Here is a 22,717-nt window from a genome sequence, read left to right as displayed (position 1 = left end):
CTACGTTCTGCCCAGCCTATGGAACACGCCATGCACACACCGCTGCCGCTGCAGCGCTACCGGCTTTTCGAGAGCCACGACATGGACGAGGCCCGCGAAAGCGTGGCGCGCGTCTTCTGTCCGCATGGCCTGGGCATGCTGCGCCCGCGCGCCGAGCTGGATGCCTGCCACCACAGCGCGCCGCTTTCCCGCAACGTCAGCCTGAACTATGTGCAGTACGGTCCCGGCGTGCACATCGAGCCCGGCTACCTGCGGGACTTCTTCCTGTTGCAGATTCCCCTGCGCGGCAGTGCCGAGATCCGCTGCGGCGCGCAGCAGGTGGATGCCACGCCGCGCCTGGCCTCCCTGCCCTCGCCGACCGAGCCGCTGTCCATGCGCTGGGCCGACGACAGCCCGCACCTGATCGTGCGCATGGCCCGCCCGGCCCTGGTGGCGCGGCTGGAGGCGCTGCTGCAGGCGCCCGCAGGCCGGCCCCTGGTGTTCGATCTGGGCGTGCCGCTGGACCAGCCGGCGCTGGCACCGCTGGTGCATTTCATCGACTGCCTGCGGCACACGCTGGATGCGGGCAACGCCCTGCAGGCCACGCAGGCACTGGCCCGGCATGCGGAGGAATACCTGCTGACCAGCCTGCTGATGTCGGCCACGCACAGCCACAGCCGCGCACTGGCCGGGGACAGCCGGCGCAGCCTGCTGCCGCGCGGCGTGCGCAAGGCCCAGGAGTACATGCAGGCCCATGCCGACCAGCCCCTGTCGCTGGCCGATGTCTGCCGCGAGGCCGGCTGCAGCGCGCGCACGCTGCAGGCCTCCTTCCGCCAGCACGCGGGCATGGGGCCCATGGATTTCCTGCGCCAGCTGCGGCTGGACCGGGTGCGCGCCGAACTCCAGGCAGCCAAGGGCCCGGGCGCCGCAGCCGGCTCCGGCGTGCGCGACGTGGCGCAGAAATACGGCTTCCTGCACCTGGGCCACTTCGCGGCCCAGTACCGCAGCCGCTTCGGCGAGCTCCCGTCCGAGACGGCGAGCCGCCGCGTGCAGGCCTGAGGGCCTGCCCTTGCCGGTTCAGCCCCGGCCCACGAAGGGCATCTTGGTGGCCATCACCGTGTGGAACAGCACGTTGGCCTCCAGCGGCAGGCTGGCCATGTAGAGCACGGACTGGCCCACCACATCCGCGTCGATCAGCGGCTCCACCGCGATCTCGCCATTGGCCTGGGGCACGCCCTTGGCCATGCGCGATGCCAGCTCGGTCATGGCATTGCCGATATCGATCTGGCCCACGGCGATGTCGTAGGCACGGCCGTCGAGCGCAGCCGTCTTGGTCAGGCCCATGACGGCATGCTTGGTGGCCGTGTAGGCGCTGGAATTGGGGCGCGGCGCATGCGCGGAGATGGAGCCGTTGTTGATGATGCGGCCGCCGCGCGGCGACTGGTCGCGCATGGTGCGAAACGCCTGCTGCAGGCAATAGAACATGCCGTTGAGGTTGACATCGACCACCTCGCGCCACTGCTCGGGCGTCCAGTCCAGGAAGGAGCCGGGCGGATTGCCCCGGCCCGCGTTGTTGAACAGCAGGTCCACGCGACCGAAGCGCTGCACCGTGCGCGCGAACAGCTGCTCCACGGCAGCCGGGTCGCTGACATCGGTGGCAATGCCCAGCATGCGCTCGCCCGCGCCGTACTTTGCCTGGGCCTCGGCGCAGGTCTCATCCAGCGGCGCCTGGCGGCGGCCCGCCACCACCACCTGGTAGCCCGCGCCCGCCAGGGCCAGCGCCACGGCCTTGCCCACGCCGGTTCCTCCGCCCGTGACCACGGCCGTCTTTGCGTTCTTCATCTCCATTGCTTGTCCATCCTGTAGTGCATGTGTTGCAGCCGCCGCCCGCGCACCGGTGGCGGGCGGCGCCGCTGCATTGTCGGCGACGCGCCGGGCCTGCGGACTGTGCCGCAGGCGACACCATCGCCACACTGCGGACGAAGCTCAGGCAAAGCGCCAGGCAATGGAGCCCAGCGGCCCGTAGTCCACATGGAAGCTGTCGCCGGCCTGGGCCGTGACGGGCCGCGTGAACGAGCCGGCCAGCACCACCTGGCCTGCGTCCAGCTGCTCATCCCATTGCGCGAGCCGGTTGGCCAGCCAGGCCACGCCCGTGGCCGGATGGTTGAGCACGGCGGCCGCCACGCCGGATTCCTCGATCACGCCGTTGCGCTGCAGCAGCGCCGACACCCAGCGCAGGTCCACCGCGTCGGGGCGCACGGGCCGCCCGCCCATGACGATGCCGGCATTGGCCGCGTTGTCGGCGATGGTGTCGCGCACCGTGCGCATGGCCTGGGTATCGCGGTCCTTTTGCTCGATGCGGGCGTCGATGATTTCAACAGCGGGCACCACCCAGTCGGTGGCGGCCAGCACATCGCACAGGGTGACGCCCGGCCCCTTGAGCGTGCGGCCCAGCACGAAGGCCAGCTCCACCTCCACGCGCGGAGCGATGAAGCGCGCAAAGGGAATGTCGCCGCCGGGCTCGAAGAACATGTCGTCCAGCAGGGTGCCGTAGTCGGGCTCGGTGATCTGCACGGCCTGCTGCATGGCACGCGAGGTCAGGCCGATCTTGTGGCCCCTGACCGTGCGGCCCTCGGCGCGCTTGAGCCGCATCCAGGCGCGCGAGATGGCGTAGCCGTCCTGCACCGTCATGTCCGGATGGCGGCGGGAAAAGTGCCGGACCTGCACGCGGCTTTTTTCGCTGGCGTGCAGCTCGGCCGCCAGGCTGTCTATGGTGTGTTGCGCAAGCATGGGCGGCCCTTCAGCGCGCGGCGGCGCCATCGTCGGCCCAGGCCAGGTAGCTGTCGGACACGCCCTGGCGCTGCATGGCATCCCACTGCGCCACCGAGGGCGTGGGCATCTGGAAGGCATCGCCCACGCGGCCATACCAGCCGGGGTTCTGCAGCCGCGCGATCAGCTCCATGGGCGCGGGGTCGAAGTACATGAGCTCGCCATCGACCACGGCCGCATCCATGACATGGGCGGCCAGCACGTCGGCCAGCACCAGGCTGCGCACGCCGTCGATATCGATGATCTGGCGCACGCGGCACTCGAAGGACGCAGGGCTGTCCACGATGCGCGGCGCCTTGACGCGCCGGGCATCGCCCAGGACCAGGCCGGCCTGGGCCGACTCGTCCACCTGCGCGCCGAACTCTATGGCCGTCACCGCCATGCGGCGCGCCAGCGGCTCGGACACCAGGTTCACCACGAACTCGCCCGTGGCCGCGATGTTGCGCGCCGTGTCCTTGAGCACCCCCTGGCGCGAGCCGATGCACACGCACAGCAGCGGCGGATCGCCCGACATGGCGTTGAAGAAGGAAAACGGCGCGACGTTGTCCGTGCCGTCCCCGTCCACCGAGCTGATCCAGGCGATGGGACGGGGCAGAACCAGGGAGTGCAGGATGTTGCTGCGCTGCTCGCTGTTGAGCGATTGCATTTCAAAGTACATGGGATTCCGGAGGGGAAGGGAAAAAGGGAGGGCGTCGCGTCACTCGTTGCCGGCGCGCGCCGCGTCCTGCTCGGCCTGGGCGATGCCGGGGGCGCGCGCATTGGACTGGTGCAGTTCCACCAGGTTGCCGGCCGGGTCGCGCAGGAACAGCTGCTTGAGGCTGGGCGATGCCACGTTGTCCAGCGTGAAGTAATCGACGCCGCGCGCCAGCAGCTCCTGCTCGGCGCCGAGGATGTCGTCCACGGCCAGCGCGATGTGGTTGGACACGGGGTCCTTGCCCGGGCCCTGCGCATAGCGCGACGGCCCCTCGCTGCCGAGGATGTGCAACTGGCTGCCGTTGGGCAGGTTGATCCAGGAGCCGTAGATGCCGGGGATCTTCCAGCGCGCGGCGTCCTGGGGCAGGTTCAGCACTTCTCGGTAGAAGTCGAGCATGGCGTCGGCCTGGGCGTGGTTGACGCCGAACCCGACATGGTGGAGTTCAAGAACTTTGATGGGCATGGGATGTCCTTGCAGATTTGTGTGCCGCTAAATAATACGCTTAACGTACTATACACAAAGCGTAATATATGAAAGCCGTAAAATCAACCGCCCTTTCTTCTCCCGGCTTCAACCCGCCTTCAACCCGGTTTCACACGCCTTCACCCGCTTCCATCCACTCCCATGAGTCCGCGCAAGACCGCTGCCGCACCGGCCCCCGATTCCACCCCCCTCGCCAACGCCCCCGAAGCGCTGCGCCCGCACCTGGCCCTGATGGCCGAGACCGCGCAGCCCGGCACCGACACGCCGGCCGCCGGCCTGGGCCTGCTGCTGCTGTGGCTGGCCGACGATGTGGAGCAGCGCGCCAACGCATCGCTGCAGGCGTTCGGCCTGTCCGAGAGCAAGCTCGACGTGCTCATGATCTTCGGCCTGGCCGAGCGCGGGCTGCTGGGCGACACGGTGGTCACGCCCTCCTATATCGCCAGCTACGTCGGCGTGACGCGCTCGTCGGTGACGGGCCTGCTGGACTGGCTGGAAAAGCGCTCGCTGCTGGCGCGCAGCCTCAGCCAGGAAGACCGCCGCAGCTTCGACCTGGCGCTCACCGACCAGGGCCGCGAGGTGCTGGCCCGCGCGCTGCCGGCCTTCTGGCGCATGTGCGAGTCGCTGGTCGACTACCTGGACGAGGGCGAGCGTGCCAGCCTGCAGTCCATCCTCTTCAAGGCCTGGACGAGGATGAAGGCGCAACAGGCCGCTTGAGCCTGGGAGCGCGGCAGGCCGCCCTGGCTGCCGCAAGCCTGCGCAGCCGGCACGGTGCCATATTTCGCGCGGGCATAAGCTCAATCTTGCCTGTGCAAAATTTCCTTTGCGATCAATGCCTTGCGCCGCGCATGGCTCGCTATAAGGAAATGTGAATTCCGTCGTGGTGCGCGCCGGGGCCGGGTGTTGCAATGCCTTCAGAGGCCATGCCGGCAGGCGCCATGTGGGCGCCGGCGCCGGGCCTGGCCGAGCTGGAGGAACCACGCCTTGCCCACGCGCAGAAACACATTGCTCTGGTCGCTCGCCGCCACGCTGGCGCTGCCCGGCCTTGCGGCGGCCGCCGCGCTGAAGATAGGCGTCACGCCCGGCTCGCTGGCCGACTCCGTGGAGGTCGCCGCCAAGGAGGCGCGCGCCCAGGGGCTGGACGTGCAGGTCATCGAGTTCACCGACTGGACCACGCCCAACACGGCGCTGGCGGCCGGCGACATCGACCTCAACTACTTCCAGCACCAGGCCTTCCTGGACAACGCCATCCGCGAGCGCGGCTATGCCTTCACCAGCGTGGCCACGGGCCTGCTGCCCAACATCGGCCTGTACTCGCTCAAGACCCAGCGCTTTGCCGACCTGAAGGAGGGAGCGCGCGTCGGCGTGGCCAACGACCCCGTCAACCAGGGGCGCGGCCTGCTGCTGCTGGAGAAGGCCGGCCTGATCCAGCTGCGCGAAGGCAAGGGCCCGCGCGCGGGGCTGGACGACATCGTGTCCAACCCGCGCAGGCTGCGCTTTGTCGAGATCGAGGGGCCGCAGCTGGTGCGCGCGCTGGACGATGTGGACCTGGCCCAGGGCTACCCGGCCCACTTCGTCAACGCCGGGCGGCCGCAGGTGGCCGGCAATGCGCTGCTGTATTCGGGCATTGACGACCTGTACTACGCCATCCGCTTCGTCTCGCGCCAGGACAACGCCCGGGACCCGCGCATTGCGCAGTTCGTGCGCATCTACCAGACCTCGGGCGCCGTGCAGGCGCAGATCCACAAGTCCTTCGCCGCCAACGACAGGCTGTACAGCCTGCCGTGGCGCAAGCCGTGACGCGGCCCCTTCCTGTCTTTTTCGAACTTTTTTTCCGGAGATCCCGATGAAGCTTTCCCGTGCACTGATCGCCCCGCTGGCCGCCCTGGCCCTGTTCTCCGCCCACGCTGCCGACAAGCTGCGCATCGGCGTGGTGCCCGGCGCCTACGCCGACTCGGTGGCCGTGGCCGCCAAGGAGGCCAAGGCCCAGGGCATCGATGTGCAGGTGGTGGAGTTCACCGACTGGACCACGCCCAACGTGGCCGTGGACTCGGGCGACCTGGACATCAACTACTTCCAGCACCAGCCCTTCCTGGACAACGCCATCCAGAAGAACGGCTACAAGCTGGCCAGCGCGGGCACGGGCATCCTGGCCAACGTGGGCCTGTACTCGCTCAAGCACAAGGCCATCGCCCAGGTGCCGCAGGGCGGCAAGGTGGGCATTGCCAACGACCCCGTGAACCAGGGGCGCGGCCTGCTCTTGCTGCAGAAGGTGGGGCTGATCAAGCTCAAGCCCGGCGTGGGCTACCTGGGCAGCCTGGACGACATCGTCGAGAACCCCAAGAAGCTCAGCTTCGTCGAGGTCGAGGGGCCGCAGCTGGTGCGCATCACGGGCGACGTGGACCTCGCCCAGGGCTACCCGCACTTCATCGTGGCGGCCAAGGCCTTCGATCCGTCCAGCGGGCTTGCATATTCGGGCATCGAGGACGCGCGCTTTTCCATCCAGTTCGTGGTCAAGGCCAACCGCACGCAGGACCCCGTGGTGCAGAAGTTCATCCGCATCTACCAGAACTCCGATGCGGTGAAGGCCGAAGCCCAGCGCGCCTTCTCCAACGACAAGCGCCTGTACAACCTGGCCTGGGTCAAGCCCTGAGCGGCGCGGGGAGGACTTCAGCCATGTCAACCAGCATTGCAGCCAGGCAGCCCCTGGCGGACAGGCCGGCCCACGAGACGGACAGGCCGGCCCATGACGCGGGCAGGCGCTCATCGGCAGCGGCCGGCACCACGCGGGAATCCATCCGTGGACCCGGCGCCGTGGCCTTCAGCGGCGTGGCCAAGACCTACCAGTCTTCGGCCGGGCCCGTACAGGCGCTGGACGCGATCAGCCTGGAGATCGCGCCGGGCAGCATCTTCGGCATCATCGGGCGCAGCGGCGCGGGCAAGTCCAGCCTGCTGCGCACCATCAACCGGCTGGAGCAGCCCAGCAGCGGCCAGGTGCGGGTCGACGGCGTGGACATCGGCACGCTGGACGAATCGCAGCTGGTGCAGCTGCGCCGGCGCATCGGCATGATCTTCCAGCACTTCAACCTGCTGTCGGCCAAGACGGTGCATGACAACGTGGCCCTGCCCCTGCAGGTGGCGGGCCTTCCGCGCGCACGCATCAATGCGCGGGTCAATGAGCTGCTGGCCCTGGTGGGCCTGCAGGAGAAGGCTGGCACCTATCCGAGCCGGCTGTCGGGCGGGCAAAAGCAGCGCGTGGGTATTGCCCGCGCCCTGGCCACCGACCCCGAGATCCTGCTGTGCGACGAGGCCACCTCGGCCCTGGACCCCGAGACCACGCAGTCCATCCTGGAGCTGCTGCGCACCATCAACCGCAAGCTGGGCATCACCATCGTCCTGATCACGCACGAGATGAGCGTGATCCGCGAGATCGCCGACCGCGTGCTGGTGCTGGAGCAGGGCCGCATCGCAGAGCTGGGCGAGGTCTGGAAGGTCTTCGGCAACCCGCAGCACCCGGCCACGCGCGCCCTGCTGGCACCGCTGCAGCACGGCCTGCCCGACGACCTGCGCCAGCGCCTGCTTAGCACCGCGCCCGCAGGCCGCCACGAACGCATCCTGCAGCTGGCCTACCGCGGCGAGGACGGGCTGGAGCCCGACTTCCCGCGCATCGCCCAGGCCCTGGGCGGCCGGGTGCGCCTGCTGCATGGCGGCGTGGACCGCATCCAGGGCCATGCCCAGGGGCAGCTGCTGATCGCGCTGGGCGGCGGCACGGCCGCGCATGACTGGCACACATTGACGCAGGGCCCGGCGGCCATTGCGCATGACATCAAGGATCTCGGATATGTCGCTGAATCTGTCCATTCCCATTGAGCGCTACGGCAACGCGCTGGCCGACACGCTGATGATGGTCGGCGTCTCGGGCGGCATCGCGCTGGCGGCGGGCATTCCGCTGGCGGTGCTGCTCATCGTCACCGCACCCGGCGGCTTCCTGGCCTCGCCGCGCACGCACCGCGCGCTGGGCAGCGTGATCAACGGCTTCCGTGCCACGCCCTTCATCGTGCTGCTGGTGGCGCTGATCCCGTTCACGCGGCTGGTGACGGGCACCACCATCGGCGTGTGGGCGGCCATCGTGCCGCTGGCCATCAGCGCCACGCCGTTCTTTGCGCGCATTGTCGAGGTCAGCCTGCGCGAGGTCGATCCCGGCCTCATCGAAGCCGCCCAGGCCATGGGCTGCCGCAAGTGGGACATCGTGCGCCACGTCTACCTGCCCGAGGCCCTGCCCGGCATCGTGGGCGGCTTCACCATCACCCTGGTGGCGCTGATCAGTTCCTCGGCCATGGCCGGCGCCGTGGGCGCGGGCGGCCTGGGCGACCTGGCCATCCGCTACGGCTACCAGCGCTTTGACACCCAGGTGATGCTGCTGGTGATTGCCGTGCTGATCGCGCTGGTCACCGTGGTCCAGGTGCTGGGCGACCGCTACGTGCGCCGGCTGCGCAGCCGCTGACGCTGAAAACAGGCACCACGCCTTTCCCTCCGGGGCCGCCGCCTGGCGGCCCTCTCCCCACCGACTCAGCAACGAGGCACGGAATGACCACACCGGATGCCCTGGGCGCAGCCTTGCCCGGCAACACACACCACACCCCGGGCGGGGCGCTGCGGCGCCTGCCCCTGCCGCCCTCCACCCCGCACCGCATCACCAGCGAGGCCGAGGCCCTGCAGGCCGCCCAGACCCTGGCCGATGAATGGCGCGTGGACGCAGCGGCCCGCGACCACGAGCGGCGCCTGCCCTGGCAGGAAATCGAGCGCTACACGGCCAGCGGGCTGGGCGCCATCACCGTGCCCCGCGCCTACGGCGGCCTGGGCGTTTCCTACGAGACGCTGGCCCAGGTCTTCGTCACGCTGTGCGCGGCCGACCCTTCGCTGGGCCAGATTCCGCAGAACCATTTCGCCGTGCTGCAGAACCTGCGGGACATGGGCAGCGAGCCCCAGAAGCGCCGCTGGTTCGCCGACGTGCTGGCCGGCCACCGCCTGGGCAATGCCGGGCCGGAACGCAAGGGGCGCGCGGCCCATGTGCTGGAGGCCACGGCGCGCCTGTCACGCGATGCCGCAGGCGGCCTGCGCGTCAGCGGCACGCGCTTTTACTCCACGGGCTCGGCCTTCGCGCACTGGGTGCCCTTCCGTGCCCAGGACGAGGAGGGCCGCATCGTGCAGGTCTGGGTGCGGCGCGATGCGCCGGGCGTGACCGTGTTCGACGACTGGGACTCCTTCGGCCAGCGCACCACGGCCAGCGGCAGCGTGCAGCTGGATCAGGTGCAGGTACATCCCGAGGACGTGGTGCCTGCCTGGCAGTTCGAGGCCACGCCCTCGCTGTCCGGCCCGGTGTCGCAGCTGATCCAGGCCTCCATCGACGCGGGCATTGCCCAGGGCGCGCTGCGCGACGCGGTGGACTTCGTGCGCGACAAGAGCCGGCCCTGGATGGACTCGGGCGTGGCGCGCGCCAGCGACGATCCCCACCTCATCCACGAGGTCGGCCAGCTGCAGATCGAGGTGGATGCGGCCCATGCCGTGCTGCTGGAGGCCGCGCGCACGCTGGATACGCTTGCTGCAGCGGCTGGTGGCGCGGTGGACGAGCAGGCCAGCGCCCAGGCCTCGGTGGCCGTGGCCGAGGCCAAGATCCTCACCACCGAGGCCGCGCTGCAGGCCGGCGAGCACCTGTTCGCGCTGGCCGGCTCCTCGGCCAGCCGCGCCGCCCACCACCTGGACCGCCACTGGCGCAACGCCCGCGTGCACACGCTGCACGACCCCGTGCGCTGGAAATACCACCTGCTGGGCAACTACCTGCTCAACGGCGCCCTGCCGCGCCGCCACCAGTGGAACTGACCGCCATGACACAGACATCGACCCAAGAGCTGCAGGCCCTGGCCTCCACACCGGGCAGCCAGCCCGCTCCCGCAGCGCCTGCGGCCCGGCCCGCCCACATCATCGGCAGCGAGGCCGAGGCGCTGGAAGCGGCCCGCAGTTTTGCCGCCCTCATCGCCCCCGGCGCGCTGGCGCGCGACCGCGACCGCCTGCTGCCCTGGCAGGAGGTGGAGCAGTTCAGCCAGAGCGGCCTGTGGGGCATCACCATTCCCCGGGAGTACGGCGGCGCGGGCGTGTCCACGGCCACGCTGACGCGGGCCATTGCCCTGATCGCGGCGGCCGATGGCAACTTCGGCCACATTCCGCAGAACCACTACTACTCGCTGGAAGTGCTGCGCGTGGGCGGATCGCCCGCGCAAAAGGCCTTCTTCTATGACCGTGTGCTGCGCGGCGAGCGCCTGGGCAATGCGCTGGCCGAGATCGGCCACCGCGACTTCCAGCGCCGCACCCGGCTGCTGCGCGACAGCGGCGGCTGGTTCGTGCAGGGGCGCAAGTTCTATTGCACGGGCGCCCTGTTCGCGCACTGGATTCCCACCCTGGTCAGCGCGCAGGAAGAGGCGCCGGGGCAAGGCGAGCGCATGTATCTGGTCTTCATCCCGCGCGATGCGGCCGGCGTCACCGTCACCGACGACTGGGATGGCTTCGGCCAGCGCGTGACGGGCAGCGGCTCCGTGCAGTTCGACCGCGTGCGCGTGGAGCCCGAATGGGTGGTGCCCTTCACCAGTTCCTTCGAGCGGCCCACCACCATCGGCCCCTTTGCCCAGATCATCCATGCCGCCCTGGACGCGGGCATTGGCCACGGCGCGCTGCAGGCCGCCCTGCCCTTCATCCGCGAGCATGCGCGGCCCTGGGTGGACGCGGGCGTGGCCAGCGCCACGCAGGACCCGCTGCTGCTGCAGCAACTGGGCAATGTCCACGTGCGCCTGCGCGCCGCCGATGCCCTGGTGGCCCGCGCGGCCCTGGCCGTGGACGCCGCCCAGCGCGCGCCCACGGACGACAGCGTGGCCGCTGCCTCGGTGGCCGTGGCCCAGGCCAAGGCGCTGAGCACCAGCGCCAGCCTGCTGGCGGGCAGCAAGCTGTTCGAGCTGGCGGGCACTGCCTCCACCCTGGCGGGACAGGGCCTGGACCGCTTCTGGCGCAACGCGCGCACCCACACCCTGCACGACCCCGTGCGCTGGAAATACCACGCCGTGGGCAACTACGTGCTCAACGGCATACGCCCGCCGCGCCATGGCGCGCTCTGACCTTTATCAACGACACAGGAATGCAATGATGACAACGACCTCCCCCACACTCTGGCCCCGGCTGGCCGCCTTCCTGGGCGCTGCCCTGCTCGCGGGCAGCGCCCTGGCCGCGCCCCTGAAGATCGGCGTGGTGCCGGGCATCTTCGCGGACTCGGTGGAAGCCGCCGCCAAGGAGGCCAAGAAGCAGGGCCTGGACGTGCAGGTGGTGGAATTCACCGACTGGGCCACGCCCAACGTGGCGCTGGACGCGGGTGATATCGACCTCAACTACTACCAGAACAGCAACTACCTGGCCAATGCAGCGCGCAGCAAGGGCTTCAAGTTCACCAGCGTGCAGGCGGGCATCCTGTCCTATCTGGGCCTGTACTCCACGCGCCACAAATCCCTGGCCGACCTGCCCACGGGCGCCAAGGTGGCCATTGCCAGCGACCCCGTCAACGTGGGCCGCGGCCTGCGCCTGCTGCAGCACGCGGGCCTGATCACGCTGCGCCCCGACACCGGACTGCTGGGCACCCAAGCGGACATCGTCTCCAACCCCAGGAAGCTGCAGTTCGTGGAGATCGAGGGCCCGCAGCTGGCGCGCACCACGCCCGACGTGGACCTGGCCCAGGGCTTTCCGTATTTCATCATCGCCTCCAAGGCCTTCGATGCCAGCAAGGGCCTGGCCTACACCAGCTACGAGGACGACTCCTGGGCCATCCAGTTCGTGGCCCGCAGCGACCGCGCGGCCGACCCGCGCATCGCCCGCTTCCTGGACATCTACAAAAACTCCGACGTGGTGCGCAAGACCATCCACGCCTTCTACCTGAACGACCAGAAGCTCTACCGCCTGGCCTGGTTGAAGAACTGACGCAACGGACTGCAGGACCCGCCCCATGACGCAAGCCAAGCGCCACATCCACGTCAACGCCTTCAACATGAACTGCGTGGGCCACATACACCACGGCCTGTGGACCCATCCGCGCGACCGCTCCACCGAGTACGGCACGCTGGCCTACTGGACCCACATCGCCAGGGTGCTGGAGGAAGGCCTGTTCGACGGCATCTTCATCGCCGACGTGGTCGGCTACTACGACGTCTACCAGGGCGGCGTGGACCTGACCCTGCGCGAAGGCATACAGCTGCCCGTCAACAACCCCTGGCTGCTGGTCTCGGCCATGGCGGCGGTGACGCGGCACATCGGCTTCGGCCTCACGGCCACCGTGGGCGCGCACCAGCCCTATACCTTCGCGCGCGACGTGACCACGCTGGACCAGCTGACCAATGGCCGCATCGGCTGGAACATCGTCACCGGCTATGTGGACAGCGGCGCGCGCGGCCTGGGCCAGAACGGCCTGGCCGAGCACGACAGCCGCTACGACCGCGCCGACGACTTCCTGGAGCTTTCCTACAAGCTCTGGGAAGGCAGTTGGGAAGAGGGTGCCGTGATCGCCGACAAGGCGCGGCGCATCCACGCCCTGCCCGACAAGGTGCACCCGGTGGTGCACGAGGGGCCGTTCTACCGCGCCAACGCCATCCACATGAGCGCACCCTCGCCCCAGCGCACGCCCGTGCTGTTCCAGGCCGGCACCTCGCCGCGCGGGCTGCGCTTTGCGGGCCGGCATGCCGAGGGCATCTTCATCGGCGCACGCACGCCCGAGGCCGCGCGCGAGGCCTCGCGCCAGCTGCGCCAGGCCGCCGTGGACGCGGGCCGGCGCCCCGAGGACATCAAGATCTACGCCGGCGTGGCCGTGGTGCCCGGCCGCACCGAGGCCGAGGCGCGCGAGAAATACGCCGACTACCTGGCCCACGCCAGCGCGGAAAGCGGGCTGGCCCACTTTGCCGCCAGCACCGGCGTGGACTTTGCGCAGTACGGGCTGGACGACCCCATCTCCTTCGGCAACACCAACGCCATCCAGTCGGCGGCCCAGGCCGCCCAGAAGCAGGGCTGGACCACGCGGCGCAAGCTGCTGGATCAGTTCACGCTGGGCAGCCGCTACGCCACCATCGTGGGCGATCCGTCCCAGGTGGCCGACGAGCTGGAGCGCTGGATCGACGTGGGCGAGATCGACGGCTTCAACCTGACGCGCATCGTCGCGCCCGAGACCTGGGGAGACTTCGCCCGCCTGGTCGTGCCCGAGCTGCAGAACCGGGGCCGCTACCGCACCAGCTACGGCGACGACGCCACGCTGCGCCAGCGCCTGTTCGGCCAGGGCGACCGCCTGCCCGCCAGCCACGCCGCCGCGCGCTGGCGGCGTTGAAGTCCTTAGCCACCCTCCCCCACCGGCCCGTGGCCCGGCCCTGCCTTGCAGGCAGGCCGGGTTGGCGGGCCTTTGAATTTGCAAAGCCATGACCACCACCCTCCCCTGCGCCACCGAGCCTGCGGCCTACGCGGCGCCCGGCCCGACCACAGACGGCCCGGCCGATCCAGACGCGCCCTCGCTGCCGTCCCTGCAGGCGCGCTTTCGCCCCGTGTTCGACCGCATCGCCCAGGGTGCGGCCGAGCGCGAACGCACGCGCAGCCTGGCCCATGAACCCATCGCCTGGCTGCGTGACAGCGGCTTCACCGCGCTGCGCGTGCCGCGCCGCCTTGGCGGGGCCGGCGCCAGCGTGGAGCAGCTGTTCGCGCTGTGGACCGAGCTGGCCGAGGCCGACTCCAACGTCGCCCAGATCCTGCGCCCGCACTTCGGCTTTCTGGACCGCGTGCTCATCGACCGCGATGCCGCCACCCAGGCCCGCTGGCTGCCGCTGGCCGCGCGCGGCGCCGTGTTCGGCAATGCCACCACCGAGGTCGGCGCAGGCACCCTGGGCACGCTGCAGACCACCCTGGTGCCCGACACGCAGCCCGGCTGGTGGCGGCTGGACGGGCGCAAGTTCTACAGCACGGGCACGCTGTATGCCGACTGGGTGACCGTGGTGGCGCGCGCGGTGGAGCCGGGCAAGGAAGACCAGACCGTGCACGCCGTCGTGCCCACCTCGGAGTCCGGCGTGCAGCGCTTCGATGACTGGCGCGGCTTTGGCCAGCGCCTGACCGGCTCGGGCACCACCGTGCTCAGCCAGGTGCGCGTGCCCGACGACGCCGTGATCCGCTTCCCGCGCGCCCAGCCCACGCCCATGGTGGCCTATTTCCAGCTGGCCCACCTGGCCACCCTGGCCGGCATTGCCCGGGCCTTGCAGCGCGATGCCATCGCCTATGTGCAGGCGCGCCGCCGCGTGTTCAGCCACGGCAGCGCCACCCTGCCCAAGGACGATCCGCTGGTGCAGCACATCGTCGGCCAGCTGGCCGGCACGGCCTACATCGCGGGCCTGGCCGTGGCCGACGTGGCCGCCGAACTGGGCCGCATCGCTCGCGAGCGCGAGGCCGGGCGCGAGGTGCCGCTGCAGCAGCTGCATGCCCTGGAGCTGCGCACGGCCCAGGCCCAGGTGGCCGTGGTCGATCCCGTGCTGCAGGCGGCCGCGCGGCTGTTCGAGGTGGGCGGCTCCAGCGCCCTGTCCGAAGACCTGGCACTGGACCGCCACTGGCGCAATGCGCGCACCCTGGCCTCGCACAACCCCGTGCTGTACAAGGCCCGCTCGGCGGGCGACATCCTGCTCAACGGCGCCGACCCCATCTACTACTGGCAAGTGGGCGTGACGGGCGTGACGGGCATGGCGGGCTGAAGGCCCTTGCGCGTCCGCGCTGCGCAGGGACGGGCGCAGCGGCCGTGCCCATATCGCCAGAACGCATTAGCACATGCCATGCGCCACAAAATTCCTTTCAGAAACAAGCACTTGCCAAGGCACCCAAACCGATAAGCAAATGCGTTAAGTTTCTTTCGCCATACCGGCGTTCGGCCCTGTAATGAAGGCATCCATCCCACCTCATCCGGGCTGGCAGTCTTCGCAAACCGCATGCCGCGCTGCCTCCTGGAACCCACGCCAAGGAGTTTCCATGAGCCGATCGCTGAAGACTGTCATCGTCAATGGCAGCCTGAGCCGCCCCTCCCGCACCCGTGTCCTGCTGGACGCCCTGCATGCCCGCCTGGGCCAGGAGCTGCCGCTGCAGGCACAGGTCATCGACCTGCTGGACCTGCAGCCCCACCTGGGCGCGGCCCTGTCCAAGAACGACCTGCCGCCGGCCACGCTGCAGGCCATCGAAGCCATCGAGCAGGCCGACTTCCTGATCGTCGGCGCGCCGGTCTTCCGCGCCAGCCTGCCGGGCCTGCTCAAGCACCTGTTCGACCTCATCGACCTGGACGCGCTGCAGGGCACGCCCGTGCTGCTGGCCGCCACCGGCGGCAGCCCGCGCCACGCCCTCATCCTGGACCACCAGCTGCGCCCGCTGTTCGGCTTTTTCTCGGCCCTCACCCTGCCCATTGGCGTGTACTCCACGCCCGAGGACATCCAGGACGGCCAGGTCCACAGCGAATCGCTGCGCCAGCGCATCGAGCTGACCGTGCAGCTGTCGGCCCCGGTGCTGCGGGGTGCGCTGCAGCAGTTGGTGCAGGCCCAGGCCGAGGTACAGCAGCCCGTTCCCGAAGCCGCCGACCTGGCCCTGGCCGGGCAGCCCGCGTGAGCCAGTCAGAGGCCGTCCCTGCGGACCCGATAGCCACTGCGCAGGATCTGGCGCAGCGCCTTGCCGCCACGGCGGCCCTGCGCGATGCCGCAGGCGGCACGCCCAAGGCCGAGCGCGATGCGCTGCGCGCCAGCGGCCTGCTGGCACTGAGCATTCCGCGCGCGCTGGGCGGCCTGGGCGCGGACTGGGTGCAGACGCTGGAGACGGTGCGCATCCTGGCCACGGCAGACGGCTCGCTGGCCCATGTCTACGGCTTCCAGCACCTGCACCTGGCCACCGTGCAGCTGTTCGGCCAGCCCGCCCAGTGGCGGCCCTGGCTGCTGCAGACGGCACGCCACCGCTGGTTCTGGGGCAATACGCTGAACCCTCTGGACCGCCGCACCACGGCCACGCGCCAGCCCGGCCACTGGGAGTTCTCGGGCAAGAAGAGCTTCACCTCGGGCGCGCTGGACTCGCAGATGCTGGTGGCCTCGGCCATCGATGCCGACAGCGGCCAGCTGCTGATCGGCGTGGTGCCCACCGAGCGCACGAGCATCACCTTGCTGCGCGACTGGGACAACATGGGCCAGCGCCAGACCGACAGCGGCTCGGCCCTGTTCGAGCGCGTGCGCGTGGAGGCGGCAGAGCTGCTGCTCGACCCCGGCCCGCTGTCCACGCCGCATGCCGCGCTGCGCCCGCTGCTGGCCCAGCTCATCCTGGCCCATCTGTTCCTGGGCATTGCCCAGGGCGCGCTGGAGCAGGCGCGCGGCTACACGCTGAACGAGGCGCGGCCCTGGTTCAAGTCCCCTGCCGATGCGGCCGGCGCAGACCCCCACATCCAGGCGCTGTATGGCGAGCTGTGGGCCGCGCTGGAAGGCGCGCGCCTGCTGACCCTGCAGGCCGCGCAGCGCTTTGACGCCGCCTGGCGCCGGGGCCCGGCGCTGACCGCCCACGAGCGCGGCGAAGTCGCCGTGGCCGCGACGGCCGCCAAGATTGCCACCACGCGCTCGGGGCTGGACCTGTCCAGCCGCATCTTCGAGGCCACGGGCGCGCGCGCCACGCACGCGGCGCTGCGCTTTGACCGCTTCTGGCGCAACCTGCGCACGCAGACGCTGCACGACCCGCTGCACTACAAGCTGCAGGAGCTGGGCGACTGGGTGCTCAACGGAACCCATCCGCAGCCCAGCTTCTACTCGTGACGCCGCGCCATGAACACCCGTCTGCCCACCTGGCCGCCCGGCAAGTCCTCGGCAACACCTGCGCCCGTACCTGCGCCCGCGCCCGCAGCCTCTGCCGCGCACGATGACGGCGCCGCGCCCGCGCCGTGGATACTGCAAGACCCGGCCTCGCAGGCCCTGCTCAAGACCATGGGACAGGTGGCCGCCAGCGAGGCCGGCGTCCTCATCCTGGGCGACAGCGGCGCCGACAAGGAAATGGTGGCCCGCCACATCCACCGCCTGAGCCCGCGCCGCCACGGCCCCTTTGTCGCCGTCAACTGCGGCGCGCTGTCCGAGGCCCTGATCAACGCCGAGCTCTTCGGCCACGAAAGCGGTGCGCTGACGGGTGCCTTCGGCAACCTGCCCGGCCGCTTCGAGGACGCCCACGGCGGCACCCTGCTGCTGGACGAGATCGACGACCTGCCCCTGCACGTCCAGAGCAAGCTGGTGCGCGTGCTGCAGGACAAGGCGGTCACCCGCATCGGTGCCAGCCAGCGCACGCCGGCCGATGTGCGCGTGCTAGCGGCCAGCAGCGCGCCGCTGCACACCAAGGTGGCGGCGCGGCGCTTTCGCGAAGACCTGTACTACCTGCTCGATGTCGTCACCCTCACCGTGCTGCCGCTGCGCCAGCGCCCGGCCGACATCCTGCCGCTGGCGCGCCACTTCATCGCGAGCTACTGCCAGCGCATGCGCTACGCGCCCATGGCACTGAGCCAGGACGCGCAGCGCAAGCTGCTGGAGCACGACTGGCCCGGCAACAGCCGCGAGCTGGAGAACGTCATCCACCGCAGCCTGCTGCTGACCCAGGGCATGCACATCGGCGCGGGCGACCTGCACATCGCCAGCAGCCAGGGCGAGCCCGATCCCGTCCCCACACGCGAGGCCGAACACGGCGCCCAGGCCGCCGCCGCCGAACTGGCCCTGGGCGAAGCGCTGGACAGCCTGTGCGACGTGCATGCCGAAGGCCTGGAGCAGCACGTGCTGGGCGCCCTGCTGCTCAAGGCCTGGCAGCGCAACCGCGGCAACCAGGTGCAGACCGCGCGCCAGCTGGGCATCAGCCGCAGCGTGGTGCGCGCGCGGCTGCAGCGCCTGGGCCAGGTGCCGGGCGAGGCCGCGCCACCGTCTTTTCCATCGTCCCCGGAGATCCCATGAGCCAAGACCCCCACGCATCGCCAGACATCTTCTGGTTCCTGCCCACCTCGGGCGACACGCGCTACCTCGGCACCTCCGACTTCGGCCGCGCACCCACCAACGCCTACATGCGCCAGATCGCCGTCACGGCCGAGGAGCTGGGCTACGACGGCCTGCTGATCCCCACCGGCAGCTCCTGCCTGGACCCCTGGGTGGTCGCCTCCAGCCTGGTGCCCGTCACGCAGCGCATCAAGCTGCTGGTGGCCCTGCGCACCTCGCTGGGCGCGCCCGTGTCCAGCGCGCGCCAGGCCGCCACGCTGGACCAGGCCCTTGGCGGGCGCCTGCTGCTCAACGTGGTGCCCGGGGGCGATGCCACCGAGCTGGAGGCCGACGGCATCTTCCTGGCCCACGACGAACGCTATGCCTACGCCGATGAATTCCTGACCATCTGGCGCCGCCTGCTGGCCGGCGAGGCCGTGGATTTCGACGGCAAATACTTCAAGGTCAAGCAGGGCCGCAACTTCTTTCCCCCGGTGCAAAAGCCGCATCCGCCGCTGTACTTCGGCGGCTCCTCGGACGCTGCCCACGACCTGGCCGCGCGCCAGGTGGACGCCTACCTCACCTGGGGCGAGCCCCCCGCCGCCGTGGCCGAAAAGTTCGCCGACATCCGCCGCCGCGCCGCGCAGCAGGGCCGCCAGGTCCGCCTGGGCGTGCGGCTGCACGTCATCGTGCGCGAGACCAACGAGGAGGCCTGGGCCGATGCCGAGCGCCTGATCAGCAAGCTCACCGACGAGGACATCGCCCGCGCCCAGGCCGGCTATGCGCGCATGGACTCCGTGGGCCAGTCGCGCATGGCCGCGCTGCACGGCGGGCGGCGCGACCGGCTGGAGGTGGCGCCCAACCTCTGGGCCGGCGTGGGCCTGGTGCGCGGCGGCGCGGGCACGGCCCTGGTCGGCGATGCCGCCACCGTGGCCGAGCGCCTGCGCGAATACGCCGCGCTGGGTGCGGACAGCTTCGTGCTCTCGGGCTACCCGCACCTGGAGGAGTCCATCCGCTTTGCCGAGCTGGTCTTCCCCCTGCTCGGCAAGCGGGCCGTCACCACCAGCGACCAGGCCCAGACCGGCGGCGCCTTCGACATCCGCAGCATCCAGCGCCGGCAGTCTGCATCGTGAGCCGCCCCCGGGCTTGCGCCTTGTCAGACCGCAAGACCCCGCAGGCAGCTCGCCAGCTCAAGCCCCCAGATGTTTGACAGCAGCTGCCGGGCACGTCCCGCGCCGGCGACGGGAGCGGCAAGCTCCATGAACTTGTCCTCCAGCTCCCCATCCGACAACGGCAGTTCGGGATCGCCCTTGCGATCGGGCTGCAACCAGACATGGCGGCGTCCATCCCTGGCAACGATTTCCAGGCGCGCCGATCTCTTTCCCGGGAAGGCCCTATCGATTTGCGGGTCCACCGAGACCTGGACGCGCTCGAGCATCGCGCGCACGGCGGGATCGGCCAGGCGCTCGGGGGTGTAAGCGGACATTCGCACGCTGCCATGGACCAAGGCCGTCGCCACCACGAACCGGAGACTGAAGCGCGCTTCGTTTTCGGTCACGGGATCGGTGTAGCAGGCGATATCCAGGGCCGGGCCATAGGTGGCCACGGCCACGCTGCAGATGTCGTCCGCCCGCAGGGCATGCTGGCTGCGCAGAGCCAGCGCGGCGTCGATGGCCGCAAAGGTATGGCCGCAGCCGACATGGTTCTTGAAGGTGAGCCGGGTGATGTGGAAGTCCCTGCCCAGCGTGTCCCCGATGCCTGACCAGTCGGGTCCGTCGCTGACAGCGCGGCCCAGGCCCGACTCCCCCTCCAGCACATCCAGCGATCCCGTCACCCCCCTGTGCGCGAGTTGCGCAGCCAGCAGGCCGGCCTCCGCTGCGCGCCCGGCATGCAGGGGCTTGGACATCGAATCCATGCGGAATGCCTGCTGCAGACCCGCAGAGAAGGTGGCCGCCGTGGCCAGTGCATGGGCGAATGGCCCTGCATCCAGCCGCAGCGCATACCCTGCGGCCGCCGCAGCCCCGAAGACGCCCACGGTGCCGGTGTTGTGCCAGAAGCGGTAGTGGGCCCGGCCCAGGGTCACGCCGATGCGGGTGGAGACCTCATAGCCCAGCACCACGGCACGCAGGAATTCCAGGCCACTGGCCCCTGCCTGCTGGCTTGCCGCCAACGCCGCTGCAATGGTTGCGGCCCCGGGGTGGTACATGGCATCGCGGAAGCTGTCGTCCACCTCGGCGGCATGGGCCGCCGAGCCGTTGAACAGTGCCGCCGCCCGCGCCGTGGCCATGCGGCCGTTTCCAAGCCGGCAGGACCCGCGGTCCAGATCCTCGGCAAGCACCTGTTCCAACTGTGCAAGAGGCGCGCAGCCCAGGCCCGGGAACAGGGAGGCATACCAGTCGATCACGGCCCGCTTGGCGTGGTGGATGACGGTGTCGGGAAGCTCGGTGCGTTGGTATCGAGAGGCAAATTGTCCGAACACTTCGGTCGCATGCATGCGTGGTCTCCTGGATGAACACTGGCCGGGGCAGTCTCACTTTTTTGGCACAAATGTGCAGTGGCCGGCCCCTCAAGCCAGAACCAGCACACCATCCGCAGCGCACACGCCCTGGCCCTGCGGCAGCACGAACACCGGGTTGATCTCCGCCTCGATCACGCGGTCGCCCAGTTGGGCGGCCATCGCAGAGAACGCGACGATGGCATCGGCCAGGGCATCGACATCCGCCTTGGGGCGGCCGCGAAATCCGTCCAGCAGAGGCCAGGTCTTGAGCTCCCTGGCCATGTCCAGCGCTTCTGAGCGGCTCAGCACACCCAGTTGTGTCCCATCGTCGGGCAGCAGGCGCAGCGTGGTGTCCTGGAACAATTCGGCCGCAACGCCCCCCATGCCCAGCATCACGGCGGTGCCCAGCGCATCCTTGTGCAGGCCCAGGATCAGCTCGGTGCCGCCGGCCACCATCTGCTGCACCAGGAACCGGTCCGGGCGCACGCCCGCCCTGGCCTGCACGTCGGCCACCATCGCACCCAACCGGGCACCTATGGTCTGCGTCGTCAGGCCGACGGCGACACCGCCCACATCGCTCTTGTGCGTGATCCGGGACGAAAGGATCTTGAGCACCACCCGGCCGCCCAGTTCGCGCGCGGCGGCTTCGGCCTCTTCGGCGGTATGCACCACGCGCTCGGCCGCGCACGGCACGCCGAAGCGGCGGAAAACGGACTTGGCCTGCGCTTCATCGAGGCAGCCGACGGGCAGGTCCGGTTCCTGCAGGGTGTGCTTGCCGACGACCAGCTCGGAAGGCGCACCCTGGAAGCCGTTGACTCGCAGCATGCCCGCCAGCGCGGCCGTGCAGCTTTCCGCCGCAGCGAAGGCCGGCACGCCGCGTTGCGTGAGCAGCGCGCCGATTTCCGGCGCATGCGGGCTGACGTAGGCCAGCACCGGCTTGTCGGAATGGGGCAGGCAGTCCTGGATGGCACCGGCCAGCAGCTCGGGCATGGCCAGGCTGGAGGAGCCGACGATGATGACCAGCGCGTCGTAGCTGGGGCTTGCCAGCAGGGCATTGAGGGCGCCGCGCAGCAGGTCGGGACGCAGGCCCGCCAGGGTCACGTCGATGGGGTTGCGGTCCAGCACGGCTTCGCTGCCGGTCTGCAGCGCGCGCAGCGCATCGGCCGTTGCCTCGTCCGGCGCAGGCGTGTCGAAGCCGGCCACGCCCAGATCGTCCGACACCAGGGTGCCCGCACCGCCGGTGGAAGTCAGGATGGCGATGCGCCTGCCGCGCAGCCTGCGGCCCGTGGCCAGCGCAGCGGGCACGTCCAGCAGGTCGGCAAAGCTGTGCGCACGGATCACGCCGACCTGGCGGAACAGCGCGTCGTACATGCGATCCGCCCCGGCCATGGCGCCCGTGTGCGATACGGCGGCCTTGGCGCCGGCCTCGGAGCGGCCGATCTTGAAGGCCACCACGGGCTTGCCGGCACGCGCGGCCTTCAGGCAGGCGGCACGGAACCTGGCGGGATGGCGCACCGTCTCCACATACAGCGCGATCACCTTGGTGGCCGGGTCATCGGCCAGGTGGTCTATGAAGTCGGCCAGTTCCAGATCCACTTCATTGCTGGTGGAAATGAGCTTGGACAGCCCGATGCCACGCGCGGCGGCGCGCGACAGCAGCGAGCCCAGGATGCCGCCGCTTTGCGAGACGACGCCAATGCCGCCCGCGGGGAACTCATCCATCTCCAGCGCCCCAGAAGGCGACAGCACGATCCGGTCGGTCAGGTTGACCAGCCCGATGGTGTTGGGCCCCAGCAGGCGCATGCTGCCCGCCGCCTCGATCAGCTGCCGCTGGCGGTGCGCCCCGTCCTCGCCCGTTTCCGTATAGCCGCTGGCCAGCACGATGGCTGCCGCGCAGCCCAGCGCCGACAGTTCCCTGACGGCCTGGTGCGCACGCTCGGCGCCCAGCAGCACCACGGCCACATCGGGCACTTCAGGCAACGAGGCCACATCGGGATAGCAGGCCAGATCGCCGATGCGCTCCACGCGCGGATTGACGGGAAGAATGCGGCCGGCAAACCCGTGCTTTTGCAGGTAGGCCACCGGGCGGCCCGTGGTCTTTTTCAGGTCGGCAGAGGCGCCTATGACGGCGACACTGCGCGGCGACAGCAGCTTGGCAATGGCTTGGCTCATGGC

General features: G+C 70.1%; 21 protein-coding genes. 15 read left to right on the top strand and 6 right to left on the bottom strand.

What is annotated here, in order from left to right; all coding sequences use genetic code 11:
* Window positions 1–30 precede the first annotated feature (30 nt).
* The gene (locus DTS01S_RS17305) at window positions 31–1,038 is read left to right on the top strand and encodes an AraC family transcriptional regulator (protein WP_061288223.1); all 1,008 of its coding nucleotides are present in this window, start codon (window positions 31–33) and stop codon (window positions 1,036–1,038) included.
* Window positions 1,039–1,056: 18 nt separating this feature from the next.
* Here the strand turns inward: DTS01S_RS17305 and DTS01S_RS17300 are convergent, their stop codons facing one another.
* From DTS01S_RS17300 to DTS01S_RS17285, 4 genes are all read right to left on the bottom strand, one after another.
* On the bottom strand, window positions 1,057–1,827 hold the full coding sequence (locus DTS01S_RS17300) for an SDR family oxidoreductase (RefSeq protein ID WP_013803947.1): 771 nt from the start codon (window positions 1,825–1,827) through the stop codon (window positions 1,057–1,059).
* Between the two features lie 138 nt (window positions 1,828–1,965).
* Window positions 1,966–2,769, bottom strand: coding sequence for a 2-oxo-hept-4-ene-1,7-dioate hydratase (gene hpaH, locus DTS01S_RS17295; protein ID WP_026062081.1), 804 nt, complete (start codon window positions 2,767–2,769; stop codon window positions 1,966–1,968).
* A gap of 10 nt (window positions 2,770–2,779) precedes the next feature.
* Entirely contained in the window at window positions 2,780–3,466 is a 687-nt protein-coding gene (locus tag DTS01S_RS17290; RefSeq protein ID WP_061288221.1) for a flavin reductase family protein, read from the bottom strand.
* A 39-nt stretch (window positions 3,467–3,505) separates the two neighbouring features.
* Complete coding sequence (locus tag DTS01S_RS17285; protein WP_017404212.1) at window positions 3,506–3,964, bottom strand: VOC family protein; 459 nt, start codon at window positions 3,962–3,964, stop codon at window positions 3,506–3,508.
* A 162-nt stretch (window positions 3,965–4,126) separates the two neighbouring features.
* Here DTS01S_RS17285 and DTS01S_RS17280 point away from each other — a divergent pair, with 162 nt between their 5' ends.
* The 14 genes from DTS01S_RS17280 (at window position 4,127) to ssuD (ending at window position 19,178) form a co-directional block, all read left to right on the top strand.
* On the top strand, window positions 4,127–4,699 hold the full coding sequence (locus tag DTS01S_RS17280; protein WP_017404211.1) for a MarR family winged helix-turn-helix transcriptional regulator: 573 nt from the start codon (window positions 4,127–4,129) through the stop codon (window positions 4,697–4,699).
* 267 nt (window positions 4,700–4,966) lie between these two features.
* On the top strand, window positions 4,967–5,782 hold the full coding sequence (locus tag DTS01S_RS17275) for a MetQ/NlpA family ABC transporter substrate-binding protein (protein ID WP_016449091.1): 816 nt from the start codon (window positions 4,967–4,969) through the stop codon (window positions 5,780–5,782).
* 46 nt (window positions 5,783–5,828) lie between these two features.
* A complete protein-coding gene (locus tag DTS01S_RS17270; protein WP_017404209.1) occupies window positions 5,829–6,635 on the top strand; it encodes a MetQ/NlpA family ABC transporter substrate-binding protein in 807 nt (268 codons plus the stop codon).
* Between the two features lie 23 nt (window positions 6,636–6,658).
* A complete protein-coding gene (locus tag DTS01S_RS17265; RefSeq protein ID WP_061288219.1) occupies window positions 6,659–7,852 on the top strand; it encodes a methionine ABC transporter ATP-binding protein in 1,194 nt (397 codons plus the stop codon).
* Window positions 7,824–8,486 carry a methionine ABC transporter permease gene (locus DTS01S_RS17260; protein WP_012203707.1) on the top strand — a complete coding sequence of 221 codons (663 nt, stop codon included), beginning with the start codon at window positions 7,824–7,826 and terminating at the stop codon, window positions 8,484–8,486. Before DTS01S_RS17265 ends, DTS01S_RS17260 begins: the two co-directional genes overlap by 29 nt.
* Before the next feature lie 83 nt (window positions 8,487–8,569).
* Window positions 8,570–9,862 (top strand): SfnB family sulfur acquisition oxidoreductase, encoded by a 1,293-nt coding sequence (locus DTS01S_RS17255; protein ID WP_017405402.1) that lies wholly within the window; start codon window positions 8,570–8,572, stop codon window positions 9,860–9,862.
* 5 nt (window positions 9,863–9,867) lie between these two features.
* Window positions 9,868–11,145, top strand: coding sequence for an SfnB family sulfur acquisition oxidoreductase (locus DTS01S_RS17250; protein ID WP_026062385.1), 1,278 nt, complete (start codon window positions 9,868–9,870; stop codon window positions 11,143–11,145).
* Window positions 11,146–11,170: 25 nt separating this feature from the next.
* The gene (locus tag DTS01S_RS17245; RefSeq protein WP_012203704.1) at window positions 11,171–11,995 is read left to right on the top strand and encodes a MetQ/NlpA family ABC transporter substrate-binding protein; all 825 of its coding nucleotides are present in this window, start codon (window positions 11,171–11,173) and stop codon (window positions 11,993–11,995) included.
* Between the two features lie 25 nt (window positions 11,996–12,020).
* Window positions 12,021–13,385: an LLM class flavin-dependent oxidoreductase gene (locus DTS01S_RS17240; RefSeq protein WP_061288217.1), complete on the top strand. Its 1,365-nt coding sequence runs from the start codon at window positions 12,021–12,023 to the stop codon at window positions 13,383–13,385.
* 88 nt (window positions 13,386–13,473) lie between these two features.
* Window positions 13,474–14,784, top strand: coding sequence for an acyl-CoA dehydrogenase family protein (locus DTS01S_RS17235; protein ID WP_061288216.1), 1,311 nt, complete (start codon window positions 13,474–13,476; stop codon window positions 14,782–14,784).
* A 271-nt stretch (window positions 14,785–15,055) separates the two neighbouring features.
* Entirely contained in the window at window positions 15,056–15,679 is a 624-nt protein-coding gene (gene msuE / locus DTS01S_RS17230) for an FMN reductase (protein WP_016450173.1), read from the top strand.
* The gene (locus DTS01S_RS17225; protein ID WP_061288213.1) at window positions 15,676–16,857 is read left to right on the top strand and encodes an acyl-CoA dehydrogenase family protein; all 1,182 of its coding nucleotides are present in this window, start codon (window positions 15,676–15,678) and stop codon (window positions 16,855–16,857) included. The genes msuE and DTS01S_RS17225 overlap by 4 nt, the downstream gene beginning before the upstream one ends.
* A 9-nt stretch (window positions 16,858–16,866) precedes the next feature.
* Window positions 16,867–18,027, top strand: coding sequence for a sigma 54-interacting transcriptional regulator (locus tag DTS01S_RS17220; protein ID WP_061288211.1), 1,161 nt, complete (start codon window positions 16,867–16,869; stop codon window positions 18,025–18,027).
* Window positions 18,024–19,178, top strand: a complete 1,155-nt coding sequence (gene ssuD / locus DTS01S_RS17215; protein WP_016453780.1) for an FMNH2-dependent alkanesulfonate monooxygenase — start codon at window positions 18,024–18,026, stop codon at window positions 19,176–19,178. The genes DTS01S_RS17220 and ssuD overlap by 4 nt, the downstream gene beginning before the upstream one ends.
* Before the next feature lie 23 nt (window positions 19,179–19,201).
* On the opposite strand, the gene DTS01S_RS17210 is transcribed toward ssuD, so the two are convergent.
* Together DTS01S_RS17210 and DTS01S_RS17205 are read right to left on the bottom strand one after the other, a co-directional pair.
* Window positions 19,202–20,539 carry an MmgE/PrpD family protein gene (locus DTS01S_RS17210; protein ID WP_061288209.1) on the bottom strand — a complete coding sequence of 446 codons (1,338 nt, stop codon included), beginning with the start codon at window positions 20,537–20,539 and terminating at the stop codon, window positions 19,202–19,204.
* A 72-nt stretch (window positions 20,540–20,611) separates the two neighbouring features.
* A complete protein-coding gene (locus DTS01S_RS17205; RefSeq protein WP_061288207.1) occupies window positions 20,612–22,714 on the bottom strand; it encodes an acetate--CoA ligase family protein in 2,103 nt (700 codons plus the stop codon).
* Window positions 22,715–22,717: the final 3 nt, after the last annotated feature.

It is taken from the genome of Delftia tsuruhatensis NBRC 16741, assembly GCF_001571325.1.
Classification (GTDB): domain Bacteria; phylum Pseudomonadota; class Gammaproteobacteria; order Burkholderiales; family Burkholderiaceae_C; genus Comamonas; species Comamonas tsuruhatensis.
Note: the sequence above shows the minus strand (reverse complement) of the source record. Positions and strands in the feature narration are given on the sequence as shown.